Origin of the sequence: Sulfitobacter sp. HI0040 (assembly GCF_001634885.1) — a bacterium.
In the GTDB taxonomy this organism is placed as follows: domain Bacteria; phylum Pseudomonadota; class Alphaproteobacteria; order Rhodobacterales; family Rhodobacteraceae; genus Sulfitobacter.
The window spans coordinates 17549-29649 of sequence record NZ_LWEX01000011.1 but is presented as its reverse complement, the minus strand read 5'-3'; the positions used below and the strand labels follow the sequence as shown (position 1 = coordinate 29649).

Sequence of the window (12101 nt, the reverse complement as noted above, 5' to 3'; positions counted from 1 at the left end):
CCCAATGCTGCACCGCCTCCTGATCGAAGGCATCCAACATCGGGGCGAGGTGCGGCGCGGAGGGGCCGAGCGCCCGGTCAAAGGCATCGCGTTCTTCCGCCATCGTCAGGTTCAGACCGGATTTTCCCGCCATCAGGAACTTGCGCGCGACGGAGGGCTTCGCCTCGCAGATCGTCACCTTCATCCCCTTCTGCGCCATGACTTCGGCAGCAGCCAGACCGGCCGGTCCGCCACCGATGACGACAGCGCGCCGCGTTTCCGGATCCTTCTGGTCGATCATCTGCGGCTTGCCTTCGGCTACGGTCAGGCCATGTTCATGCCCGTCACGAGACCCGGGATCAAGCCGCCGATGACAGACCCTACCTGCCCGCTCTGCCTGCGCCCGATCCCCCCGGACGTCCCCCAAAGCCGCCACCATCTGATCCCGAAGCTGAAGGGCGGAAAGGGGGGCGCAACGGTTCTAATGCATCACATTTGCCACCGCGAGATCCATGCCACCCTGACGGAAGCGGAACTGGCCCGGGATTACAACACGCCCGAGGCGCTGCGCGGGCATCCGAGGCTCGCAAAATTCGCCGCATGGGTGGCCAAGCGCCCGCCCGGTTTCCGCTCCAAAGTGCCGGGCGGGATGCGCAAGCGTTGACACGGCCCTCCGGCCCGGCGAAAACCGCAGAAACATACAGGAACCAATCCCATGCGTCTCACACTGCTTCTCGCTTCCGCCCTTCTTCTCGCAGCCTGCGACGTACCCTTCGTTCCGCTGATCTGACCGGAGGGGCGGTTTTCAGCGCCGTGGCAATACCGCTCCGACGCGCGGCACCTCCTCTGACACTGCACACATTTCCTTGATACCCGACGCGATGTCCCGCGGGGCGGCGCAGCAGTCCTGCGCCAGCGAACGCGCCATGTCGATAAGGGCATCTGGTTCGACGATCCGGTCCACGAGCCCGAAGGCAAAAGCCTCCGAGGCATCGATCTTCTGGCCCGCTAGAAGGATCAGCTTGGTTCGCGCGGGCCCGATCAGCTTTGCCATACGTGGCGGGTCGCTGGGCTGAGGCAGGAAACCCAGTTTGATCGCCGGATAAAAGAACTTGGCCGTAGGCACGGCGATTCGCAGGTCGCAGGCCAGCCCCATTCCCATGGCGCCGCCCGCCATGGTGCCGTTCAGGGCCGCAATACTGATCCCCGGCAAGGCTGCGATCGCGCTCGACAGCCGTTCCCACACATCGGAGACGGCCAGACCGGCGCGGGCTTCCTCCAGATCGGCGCCCGCGCTGAACACCTTGCCCCTGCCCGTCAGGATGAACGCGCGCGCCTGCTGCGCATCCTCGGCGATGCTGGCAAGCTGCGACAGCATGTCGTGGGTCAGCGAATTCGCCTTTTCGGGCCGGTCGATGGTGACCGTCCAGATCCCCTCGTCCCTGTCCAGCCCGATCATGTGAGGCCGATGGCCTTGCGAACGGCATCGTCACGGAGGGAGATTTCCTCCCCCCGGTATCCGTCCGCCTCCGGGCCGCACATCCACAGCAGCGCGCGCGCGGGCCAATCGGCGGGAATATGAACCTCCCAGTCCAGCTGGCTGATGGGGTTGATGCCCGAGGCCTTGATTTCGCGCTGCATCTGCGTTGCCACCGTACCCGGCGAAAGACCGATGGCCCGGATGCCACCATGCGCTTCCTCAAGGTGGAGGCAGCGGTTCAGCATGTTTACGGCGGCTTTCGATGCGCAGTAGCTGCTCCATGCCTCTACGGCGTTATGCGCCGCACCGGAAGACACCGTGAGCACGGATCCGCCACCGGCGGCCTTCATCACCGGCAAGGCCGCGCGGATACCGTTGAACACGCCCTTCACGTTGATGTCGATCAACTGACCCCAGTCATCCGGGTCCGCTTCCGCGATATGGGCAATCGGATCGATCACCCCCGCGTTGTTGATCAGCACATCGAGGCTTCCAAAGGCCGCAACGGTCGTTTCGACCGCTGAAGACATCTCTCCGAAGCGGGCGACGTTGCACGGGATCGCGATGGCCTTCGCCCCCAGATCACCGGACAGTTCGGCGATCGCATCCTGCGACCGGGCCAGCAGGGCCACGTTCGCGCCAGCCTCTGCGAAAACCCGTGCGGCCTCCGCCCCGATGCCGCGGCTGGCCCCCGTGATCATTACCGTCTTGCCCGTCATGTCCATCTGGATTACCCCGTTCTTCGCACTTTGCATGTGGCGTCAGACCTGTGGTACTGTCGCCGCGCGTCATGGTCCAGCCCCATCACCGCCTCATTTCGCGCGGTGGGCAACCACGGCTTCCCACAGCTTGAAAAGGACACTTCTATGCCCTGCTTCATACCCCGCGCCGCACGCGCCGCGCTGCCCCTCGTGCTGTTTGCACAGGCGGCTGCCGCCGATGTCACCCCCGCAGAAGTCTGGGCCGACTGGCGCGTCTATATGGAAGGCATGGGATATGTCGTCGACGGGACGGAAACCGCCGACGGAGCCGATCTGACGGTAAGCGATCTGCGGTTCGGCAGCCTCGCCCCCGAAGGCGGCGGGGCGATGGCCGTTTCGTTGGGCACGCTGACCTTCAAGCAGGACGCCGATGGCAGCGTGGCCGTCGTGATGCCTGAGGTCATGCCGATCACCGTGGACATCACGCCCGCCGACGCGGAAAGCAAACCGCTCCAGTTCGACATCGACCTGACCCAGACCGCCCCCCTCATGACCGTTTCCGGCGATGCGCAGCAGATGACCTATGCCTATTCGGCAGAAACCGCCGGACTGATCCTGACGCAGTTGCAGGTGGGCGGGGAAACCTTCGGCGCGGAGAATGCCGGTTTCAACCTGCTGGCCACCGGGCTCGCGGCCCGGAGCGTGGCCAAGGTGGGCGAAAAGCGCGTGCAGGAACAGATCGCGAGCATCGAAAACCTGCAATACGAACTGCTGGTCAACAACCCGATGGACGCGACCGCGATGCGGCTCAAGGGGGCAGGATCTGATATCGGCATTACCGGCGGCAGCACGATGCCGCTGACAGCGGAGGCGGAAGGGCTGGGCGACATGATCGCTGCCGGTTTCACCGGCAAGGGTCGGCTGACTTTCGGCGGGGGCGGAACGGAGTTGAACCTTTCCGACCCGGTCAACGGCGATGTGAACATCGTGACCGCCTCTGACGGCGGCAACCTCGATGTATCGCTCGCGCCGGAAGGGCTGGGCTATGCCGGGCAGCAAACCGGTATTTCGGTTGACCTGAACCTGCCGGGCATGACCTTTCCGATCCAGTTCGCCATGGAAGAAGGGGCCTTTGACCTCGATGTGCCGGTGCTGACCAGTGCCGAGGCCCAGCCGTTCTCTGCCTTGATCGATCTGGACGGGTTCACCATGTCGGACGCGATCTGGAACATCTTCGATCCGGCGCAGGACCTGCCCCGCACCTCTGCCAGTGTTCTTCTGGACCTCGCCGGGCGGGTTCGTCTGCTGGCGGACCTCTTCGATCCGGCGACGGCGGAACGGATGGCGGACCCGGAGGCCCAGCCCGCCGAGATCCAGGCGCTGACCCTGAACGCCCTGTCGGTAAAGGCGCTCGATGCGGAACTGACGGGCGAAGGATCAGTCGAGTTCGATAACGAAGACCTCGCAGCCTATCAGGGCATGCCAAAGCCGGTGGGACAGGTCACGCTGGCGCTCGCCGGGGCCAATGCGCTGATCGACCAACTCGTGGCATCCGGCCTTCTGCCCCAGCAGCAGGCGATGGGCGCGCGCATGGTACTTGGCCTATTCGCAAAACCGGGGGACGATCCGGACACGCTGGCCTCCGAAATCCGCTTCACACCGGCGGGGGAAATTCTGGCGAACGGCCAGCGCATCCGCTAAGGGCCGCCGCCACCCGGCAGACCGGACGCCGGGTGCGCGCCCTTGCGATAGGAACAGGGCGTCGTTACCTCTGCTGCGACCCACTGAAAGAGACCGCGTTCATGCAACATTCCCCCGAAGCTATGGCCCATGCGCTGCTGCGCGCGGCGCAAAACGCCGGCGCTGATGCGGCGGATGCCATGTCCCGATCCGGTGTGTCCCTCTCGGTCGATGTTCGCAACGGACAGCTTGAGCAGGCCGAGCGTGCAGAGGCCACCGATATCGGGTTGCGGGTCTTCGTGGGCAAGCGGGTCGCAGTCGTTTCCGCCTCGGACGTCTCTGACCGCACTATCGAAGAGATGGCGATGCGGGCTGTGGCGATGGCGCGCGAAGCGCCCGATGATCCCTATGCGGGTCTGGCCGATCCCGGCGACCTTGCGCGAAACTGGGACCTCGAAGCACTGGAGCTGGCCGATCCGACCCCCGAACCTTCCCCTGCAGAGATACAGGAGGACGCGAGGCGGGCCGAAGCAGCCGCGCGCGCAGTCGACGGCGTGTCGCAGGTGCAGTCGGCCACAGCGGGCTACAGCAACGACAGGGTGTTTCTGGCCGCATCCAATGGCTTTGCCGGGGGCTATGCGCGCACCGGGCGCGGGCTGTCCTGTGTCGCCATTGCAGGCGAAGGCACGAAAATGGAGCGGGACTACGACGGTGACAGCCGCATCTTCCAATCCGATTTGCGCAGCCCGGAAGACATCGGCAGAACAGCGGGCGAACGCACCGCGGCCCGCATCGGTGCCCGCAAACCCCCGACCGGCACCTATCCCGTGCTGTTCGATGAACGGATAGCCGCTTCGTTGCTGGGGCATCTGCTCGCCGCCGTGAATGGCAATGCCGTCGCCCGTGGCGCTTCTTTTTTGCGGGACGATCTGGGCCAGCAGATACTGCCGCAGGGTGTCTCGGTCTTCGAAGACCCTCACCGCCCCCGCGCGACAGGATCGCGCCCCTTCGATGCAGAGGGCCTGCCAACCCAGCGCCGCGCCATCGTGGAAAACGGCATCCTCAACGGCTGGACGCTCGATCTATCCAGCGCGCGCAAGCTGGGCCTTCGTTCCACCGGCAACGCGGCGCGGGGCCTGTCTTCGGGGCCGTCGCCGTCCAACTGGAACGTGGAACTGACCGAAGGGGCTGCCAGCCGGGCGGACCTCATGCGCGACATGGGTACCGGTCTTCTGGTAACGTCGATGATCGGCGCCACCATCAATCCCAATACCGGCGATTATTCGCGCGGGGCCGCGGGCCACTGGGTGGAAAACGGCGAAATCGTTCACCCGGTAAATGAATGTACGATCGCGGGTAACCTGCGGGACATGCTGCGCGAAATCGTCCCCGCGAATGATGCGCGCAGATACCTCAGCCGGGTCGTGCCGTCGCTTCTCGTGCCGGGAATGACCCTTGCCGGAGCGTGACGACCTCGCCTTGCTGATCGACGCTGCGCGCATGTCGGGGCGCGTGGCCACCAGCTATGCCGGGGCACGCGCCCGGCGCTGGGACAAGCCCGGGGGGCTGGGCCCCGTCACGGAAGCGGACCTTGCCGTGAACGATCTGCTACACGCCGTGCTGCGCCCCGCCCGGCCCGACTACGGCTGGCTTTCGGAGGAAAGCGAGGACACCCAAGACCGCCTGTCGCGGGAGGCGGTATTCATCGTCGATCCGATCGACGGCACGCGCAGCTTCGTCGAAGGGTCCGACACATGGGCCCATTCGCTGGCCGTCGCACGGGGCGGATGGATCACGGCGGCGGTGGTCTACCTGCCGCTGCGCGGGTTGCTCTACGCGGCGGCCCGGGGCCGGGGGGCGACGCTCAACGGTGTCGCGCTGCAGGCCTCCCAGGAACGGGAGATCGCCCGGGCCGAGGTACTGGCCGCGAAACCGGCGCTGGCCCTGCACCATTGGCGCGGAGAAGAGGCCCCGCACTTCAAGCGGGCCTATCGCCCCTCGCTGGCCTATCGGCTCGCGCTGGTGGCGGAAGGGGCCTATGACGCGATGCTCACGCTGCGCCACAGCTGGGAATGGGACATTGCAGCGGGCGCCCTGATCATCGCCGAAGCAGGCGGTGCCGCCTCGAACCGGCGGGGCGACCCGTTGCGGTTCAACAATCCCGATCCCCGGCTCGACGGTGTCGTGGCAGGGGGGCTCCATGTCCACCGCAGCCTCATCGACGCCCTTGCGTGAACGGCCCTATCTGCTACCCAGTCTGACCATATCCGCAGCAGAAGAAAGAGCACTTTCATGACACAACGCCTGCATCTGGTTTTCGGCGGCGAGCTGGTGAACCCTTCGGAAAACGTCTTCAAGAACGTCGACGATATCCATGTCGTCGGCATTTTTCCCGATTACGCCAAGGCCTATGACGCGTGGAAGCACGAAGCCCAGCGTACCGTCGACAACGCCCATATGCGCTATTTCATCGCCCACCTCCACCGCCTGCGGGACGAGGAAACCCCCGCCTCGGCCACCGAAGAACTGGGCTGAGTTCGCGATGGCGGGCTCGCTCGGTCTGGCGGCATATCGTGCGCTTGCCCAGCGGGGCGAAGGCACGGGCTATGTCGCGGATCTGCCCCGTCCGAGAGGAGAGGTCGTCTGGTTTCACGCGCCGGAGCCGGGCAGCCTGCGGACCGTTCTGGATATCGCCGCCCGCGTCAACGCCAACCGCCCGGGTCTGCATGCCGTCATCACCGTAGAACGCGGCAGCAGGCCGGACCACACGGGGGGCGACGAAACCCTGTGCGTTACCGAAATGCCCGACGATCATCCGCGCAGCATCGCCGCCTTTCTGGGTCATTGGAAACCGGATGCCTGCGTCTGGTTCTGGGGTCGTCTGCAACCCAACCTGATCCTTGAAACCGCGGCGCGGGACTGTCCGCTGCTGCTTGTCGATGCCGATACCGGGGGCTTCGATGGCCGCCGTGACAGGTGGCTGCGCGATCTCACCCGTGAACTGCTTTCGCATTTCGATGCGATCCTCGTCCGGTCCCAGGCCGGGTTTCGCCGGTTGACCCACCTTGGCGCGCCCCCGACTGTTCTGCGCATAACGGAACCCCTGATGCCCGGCGGCAAGGCCCTCCCCTGCGCGGACAGTGACCTTGCCGAAATGTCGAAGGCGCTCAAGGGCCGTCCCGTCTGGTTTGCCAACCGCGTCCTGCCGGAGGAACTGAACATCGTGCTGACGGCGCATCGACACGCATTGCGCCTGTCGCACCGGCTGCTGCTCATCCTTTTTCCGTCGGACCCCGCGCAGGCGGAGCAGATGGCTGAGCAAGCCGCCACGCGCGACTTTCGCGTGATGCGCTGGGGAAGTGACATCTACCCAGAGGATTCGACGCAGGTGCTCGTGGCCGAAGACCCGGGCGACATGGGCCTTTTCTACCGGGTCGCGCCGGTATCCTTTCTGGGCTCGTCCCTCGTGGCCGATCACGGCGGCGGTGATCCTTTCGAGGCCGCGGCCCTCGGGTCCGCCGTACTCTATGGCCCCAATGTGCGACGCTTCCTGCCCGCCTATTCCCGCCTCGCCGCCACGGGTGCGGCACGCATCGTTAACGATGCGGTGGCACTGGGCACTGCGGTCTCACGCCTCATCGCACCGGATCAGGCCGCCACCATGGCCCACGCCGGCTGGGACGTCGTGTCCGAAGGGGCGGCGCAGACCGACCGGGTGACCGATCTGATCATCGATGCGCTGGACGGTGCGCTTTCGGGGGGAAACTGACATGCGCGCACCATCCTTCTGGCACCGGGCCAAACCCGACTGGCGCGCAAGACTGCTTTCGCCGCTGGGAAAGCTCTATGCGCGGGCCACGGCGCGGCGGCTGGCCGGGGGGGCGCGGCGACGGCTGAGCATACCGGTCGTTTGCATCGGCAACCTGAATGCCGGCGGAACCGGCAAGACCCCGACGGTCATCGCCGTGGTGGAACGTTTGCGCGATCTCTACCATGAACCCCATGTCGTTTCGCGTGGATATGGGGGCAACATCACCGAACCCACGCGCGTGGACCCTTCGCGCCATAGCGCGCAGCAGGTGGGCGACGAACCGTTGCTGATCGCCGCCTTCGCCGAAGTCTGGGTCGGCGCCGACCGGGAGCAGACCGCCCGCGCCGCAGAAGAAGCAGGCGCCAGCGTTGTCGTACTGGATGACGGGTTTCAGGACCCGGCGCTCGCACATGACCTTTCAGTTGTCGTGGTCGATGCGCAAAAGGGTTTCGGCAACGGGCTGTGCCTGCCTGCCGGTCCGCTGCGCGAACCGGTGGAGGCAGGGCTGGCGCGCGCTGACCTGCTTCTCAGCATCGGGGATGCGGTGGCGCAGGCCGCCTTCACGCCCCCAGAGAAGCCTACCCGCGTTCCCGCGGAACTCATCGCGCTGCAGACGGGGATGGACTGGTCGGACACAGAAGTGCTTGCATTCGCAGGCATCGGACATCCGGAGAAGTTCTTTGCCACGTTGCGTGACCTCGGGGCGACGCTCGTCCATGCCGAAGCGCTCAGCGATCATCAGCCCCTGACCCCCACACTGATGAAACGCCTCGAAGCGCATGCGATGATGTCAGGTGCACAGCTTGTGACCACCGAAAAGGACGCGGTGCGCCTGCCCGCGAGCTTCCGCTCCAAGGTTATCACCCTGCCCGTCCGACTGCGCCTGCCTGAACAGAATGCGCTTTTCGATGCGCTGAAGGCGCTGCCGCGTAAGGGCTAAATCGCCCCCTCTTGCTAGTCGTCCTCGCCCAATTTGGGGGCGGGGCGGTGCAATGCTAGATCGGCGCCCGAAAAACGGAAGGGTGAGCGCAAACCGGGCACACCGCCCAGTTCGATGCGCATTCCGCGGGCCTGGACCTGTTCATCGGCGAGCATGTCGGCCATGTCGTTGATGGGCCCCGCAGGCACGCCTTCGGCCTCGCAGGCGGCGAGCAGGTCATCCCGCGCGCGCAGGCAGGTGGCACCGTTCAGGCGGCGTATCATCTCTGGCCGGTTGGCGACCCGATCCGCGTTCTTGGCGTAGTCGGGGGATTCAGCCATGTCATTGAGCCCCAGCAGACGGCAGAGCCGTTGGTACTGCTTGTCATTGCCAGTCGCGATAATGATATGGCCGTCGCTGCATTCAAACACCTCGTAAGGGGTGAGGTTCGGATGTGCGTTCCCCATACGGGTGGGGGGCTTGCCCGTGGTCATGTAGTTCATCGACTGGTTGCCGGTGATGGCCACGGCACAATCAAGCAGCGCCATGTCGATATGCTGACCCACCCCCGTCTGGCTGCGCTGGTGCACAGCAGCGAGGATTGCGGTCGTGGCGTAGATACCGGTGAAGATATCCGTGATCGCCATGCCGGATTTCTGGGGCTGACGATCAGGCTCCCCCGTGATCGACATCAGCCCGGACATGCCCTGAATGATGAAATCATAGCCCGCGCGGTGGGCATAGGGGCCGGTGTGACCGAAACCGGTGATCGAACAATAGATCAGCTTCGGAAACTGTGCGGCGAGGCTTTCGTAGTCCAGACCATATTTCGCCAGCCCGCCGGTCTTGAAGTTCTCGATCAGGATATCGGCATCGGCGAGCAGTTCCTTGACCTTCGCCTGCCCCTCCGCCGTCCGGAAATCGATGGTGACCGATGCCTTGCCCCGGTTCGTCGAATGAAAATAGGAGGCCGAGACATCGTCGTCCCGGGTGACGAAGGGCGGGCCCCACTGGCGGGTGTCGTCGCCGTCCGGGCTTTCGACCTTGATCACTTCGCAACCCAGATCGGAAAGCGTCTGACCGGCCCATGGGCCGGCCAAGATGCGCGCCATTTCGACGACCTTCAGCCCGGCCAGCGGGGCTGTCATCAGGCCCCCAGTGCCGCGTCCAGCAGCTCCTTCATGTCTTTGTAGGGCATGTTGGAATATTTCTTGCCGTCGATCACGAAGCTGGGCGTGGAATCGATATTGTCCTTCTCGGCGTTTTCACGGAACCAGGCAACCAGCGTTTCGGCTTGCTCCGCATCGTTGAGGCATTCGTCAAGCTGGGCATTGTCCAGCCCGGCGAGGCGGCCGATCTTGCGCAGCTCTTCGATGATCTGTGCAGGCTCACCCGCGCGTGTCCATTCCGACTGACCCTTGTAGAGCAGATCGGTAATGCCAAAGAACTTCTCGGCACCGCCGCAACGCGCGATCATGGAAGCCCAGAGGCCAAAGCGGTCGAAATAGACTTCGCGGTACACGAACCGGATTTTGCCGGTGTCGATATAGTCGGCCATCAGCTGCTTGTAGGGTCCCGCATGGAAGTTGGCGCAATGCGGGCAGGTGTAGGAGGCATATTCGATCACCGTTACCGGGGCGTCGGGATTTCCCAGCTCCATCTCGGCCACGGAGGAGGTATCGACATCGGAGTTCTGCGCGTTCGCGGCGCCCGCCGAGGGGTTGAAGGAGGTGGAGCCCGCTTCGTTCGTGGCCGTACCGGCAAAGTACCAGCCGCCCAGACCCAGAAGGGCGAGGCCGCCCAGAATTACGTTTCTGCGATTCATGTTCATTCCTTTGTAAGCGTTTCAGCCTTTGGTCTTGTTCAATACGTTCTGCCCCAGTCGTGCAAGGGCATCCCTCAGCCCGGTGTCAGCGACCGGTTGCGCGAATTCCTCTGCACGGCGCTGGATTGCAGGGTCCGTTTCGGCCGCTGGGGCGGGCGCGCTGCGATGCTCGAAGGCGACCTGCCCCTCGGCAAAGCCCTGCGCCGCCGTCTGGGTGATGCGGATCCGGGCGATGGCGTTATAGCCGTAAACCGCGTTGACCTTCGCGCGCAGCTGCTCCTTCTGCATTTCAAGGATCGGGGCGTGGGCGCCGGTGGTCAGCAATGTCAGCGTCGCCCCCATACCGCCCCGGCCATAGCTCACCTCGACCGGGCGGGCGATGGCTGCGGCGTCCTGGCCTGCAATTTCCGCCCAGTGGGTCAACAGACGCGACTGGGCGAAACCCCGGGATTCGCTCGCCTTGCGAATCTGCCCTGTCAGAAGGGCATCGGCACGTTTGAAGCCTTTTGTGGTGGCGCGCCGTGGCGGCATGATTATGTTCCCCGGATGACTAGAGCCAACATAGTGATTTACGCGCATATCGCCAGCCACCGGCGAAGGGGGCGGGCATAAAGTATGCGTGACGCTCCAACCATGGGCGCTTTGCCGCATAGCCTGCTGGACTGGTACGACAGGCATGCAAGGACGATGCCGTGGCGGGTAGGCCCCGGGGACAGGGCCGCGGGGCAACTGCCCGACCCCTATCGCGTCTGGCTGTCCGAGATCATGTTGCAGCAAACGACCGTGGCGACGGTTCGCGACTATTTCCTGCGGTTCACGGCCCGCTGGCCCACGCTCGGTGACCTTGCAGCCGCAGAGGATGCGGAGGTTTTGGGCGAATGGGCGGGGCTGGGTTACTATGCGCGGGCACGCAATCTGCTCAAATGCGCGCGCGTCGTCGTTAATGAACACGGCGGTCGCTTTCCGGCGGATCATGACGCGCTGCTGAAACTGCCGGGTATCGGCCCCTACACGGCGGCGGCGGTTTCCTCCATCGCCTTTGACCTGCCGCACACGGTGCTTGATGGCAACGTGGAACGGGTGATGGCCCGGCTCCATGACATTCACGAACCGCTGCCCGCCTCCAAACCCCTGCTGATGCGTGAGGCGTCGGCGCTGACGCCCTCCGAACGGCCCGGCGACTACGCCCAGGCGGTCATGGATCTGGGGGCGACGATCTGCACCCCGAAATCCCCGGCCTGTGGGATCTGCCCGTGGCGCAACCCCTGTTTGGCCCGCGAGCGCGGCACCGCTGCCGAACTGCCGCGCAAACTGGCGAAGAAGCCGAAGCCGCTGCGCCATGGAACGCTTTATGTAGCCCGACGCGCGAAGGACGGCGCGTGGCTTTTGGAAACCCGGCCCGAGACAGGGCTGCTGGGGGGCATGTTGGGTTGGCCCGGTAGCGATTGGGTGGAGGTTGGCCAGCCCCGCCCCACCGGCAAACCCCCGCTCGATGCGGACTGGCGCGCGTTGGAGGCCGAGGTGCGCCATACCTTCACCCATTTCCACCTTTCGCTGACAATCATGACGGCAGAGGTTCCGACCGATAGTGCCCCCGATCTTGGCACGTTCATCACGCCGGAGCGCTTCCGCCCGTCGGACCTGCCGACCGTGATGCGCAAGGCGTTCGATCTGGTCCGCGACGTAGCACTTTGAGGAAGCGTCGG

14 protein-coding genes are annotated in these 12101 nt (G+C 65.0%); 8 read left to right on the top strand and 6 right to left on the bottom strand.

Going from position 1 to position 12101, the window contains the following annotated elements; translation table 11 throughout:
* A partial coding sequence (locus A3728_RS22120) for an NAD(P)/FAD-dependent oxidoreductase (protein WP_150120596.1) occupies positions 1 to 280 on the bottom strand: 280 nt, incomplete at its 3' end.
* A 69-nt stretch (positions 281 to 349) separates the two neighbouring features.
* Here A3728_RS22120 and A3728_RS01220 point away from each other — a divergent pair.
* A complete protein-coding gene (locus tag A3728_RS01220) occupies positions 350 to 643 on the top strand; it encodes a hypothetical protein (RefSeq protein ID WP_067919526.1) in 294 nt (97 codons plus the stop codon).
* A gap of 141 nt (positions 644 to 784) precedes the next feature.
* Here the strand turns inward: A3728_RS01220 and A3728_RS01215 are convergent, their stop codons facing one another.
* Entirely contained in the window at positions 785 to 1438 is a 654-nt protein-coding gene (locus A3728_RS01215; protein WP_067919519.1) for an enoyl-CoA hydratase/isomerase family protein, read from the bottom strand.
* Positions 1435 to 2184, bottom strand: a complete 750-nt coding sequence (locus A3728_RS01210) for an SDR family oxidoreductase (protein WP_067919518.1) — start codon at positions 2182 to 2184, stop codon at positions 1435 to 1437. The genes A3728_RS01215 and A3728_RS01210 overlap by 4 nt, the downstream gene beginning before the upstream one ends.
* A gap of 141 nt (positions 2185 to 2325) precedes the next feature.
* Between A3728_RS01210 and A3728_RS01205 the strand changes: the two genes are divergently transcribed.
* The 6 genes from A3728_RS01205 to lpxK all read left to right on the top strand — a co-directional run bounded on the left by A3728_RS01205 (position 2326) and on the right by lpxK (position 8591).
* Positions 2326 to 3861 (top strand): DUF2125 domain-containing protein, encoded by a 1536-nt coding sequence (locus A3728_RS01205; protein ID WP_067919517.1) that lies wholly within the window; start codon positions 2326 to 2328, stop codon positions 3859 to 3861.
* Positions 3862 to 3962: 101 nt separating this feature from the next.
* Complete coding sequence (locus A3728_RS01200; protein WP_067919515.1) at positions 3963 to 5309, top strand: TldD/PmbA family protein; 1347 nt, start codon at positions 3963 to 3965, stop codon at positions 5307 to 5309.
* On the top strand, positions 5296 to 6075 hold the full coding sequence (locus A3728_RS01195) for an inositol monophosphatase family protein (protein WP_067919513.1): 780 nt from the start codon (positions 5296 to 5298) through the stop codon (positions 6073 to 6075). Before A3728_RS01200 ends, A3728_RS01195 begins: the two co-directional genes overlap by 14 nt.
* A gap of 57 nt (positions 6076 to 6132) precedes the next feature.
* Positions 6133 to 6375: a DUF4170 domain-containing protein gene (locus A3728_RS01190; RefSeq protein WP_067919511.1), complete on the top strand. Its 243-nt coding sequence runs from the start codon at positions 6133 to 6135 to the stop codon at positions 6373 to 6375.
* Between the two features lie 7 nt (positions 6376 to 6382).
* Positions 6383 to 7609, top strand: a complete 1227-nt coding sequence (locus A3728_RS01185; protein WP_067919509.1) for a 3-deoxy-D-manno-octulosonic acid transferase — start codon at positions 6383 to 6385, stop codon at positions 7607 to 7609.
* A 1-nt stretch (position 7610) separates the two neighbouring features.
* A complete protein-coding gene (gene lpxK, locus A3728_RS01180; RefSeq protein WP_067919507.1) occupies positions 7611 to 8591 on the top strand; it encodes a tetraacyldisaccharide 4'-kinase in 981 nt (326 codons plus the stop codon).
* Positions 8592 to 8605: 14 nt separating this feature from the next.
* Here lpxK and A3728_RS01175 read toward each other — a convergent pair whose 3' ends face one another.
* From A3728_RS01175 to A3728_RS01165, 3 genes are read right to left on the bottom strand one after another with little or no spacing between them, the layout of a single operon-like run.
* The gene (locus tag A3728_RS01175; RefSeq protein ID WP_067919505.1) at positions 8606 to 9718 is read right to left on the bottom strand and encodes a CaiB/BaiF CoA transferase family protein; all 1113 of its coding nucleotides are present in this window, start codon (positions 9716 to 9718) and stop codon (positions 8606 to 8608) included.
* Positions 9718 to 10395: a DsbA family protein gene (locus A3728_RS01170; protein WP_067919525.1), complete on the bottom strand. Its 678-nt coding sequence runs from the start codon at positions 10393 to 10395 to the stop codon at positions 9718 to 9720. The genes A3728_RS01175 and A3728_RS01170 overlap by 1 nt, the downstream gene beginning before the upstream one ends.
* 21 nt (positions 10396 to 10416) lie before the next feature.
* The gene (locus tag A3728_RS01165; protein WP_067919503.1) at positions 10417 to 10926 is read right to left on the bottom strand and encodes a DUF721 domain-containing protein; all 510 of its coding nucleotides are present in this window, start codon (positions 10924 to 10926) and stop codon (positions 10417 to 10419) included.
* Between the two features lie 84 nt (positions 10927 to 11010).
* On the opposite strand from A3728_RS01165, the gene mutY reads away from it, so the two are divergent.
* Complete coding sequence (mutY, locus tag A3728_RS01160) at positions 11011 to 12090, top strand: A/G-specific adenine glycosylase (protein WP_067919502.1); 1080 nt, start codon at positions 11011 to 11013, stop codon at positions 12088 to 12090.
* The last annotated feature ends 11 nt before the right edge of the window (positions 12091 to 12101 follow it).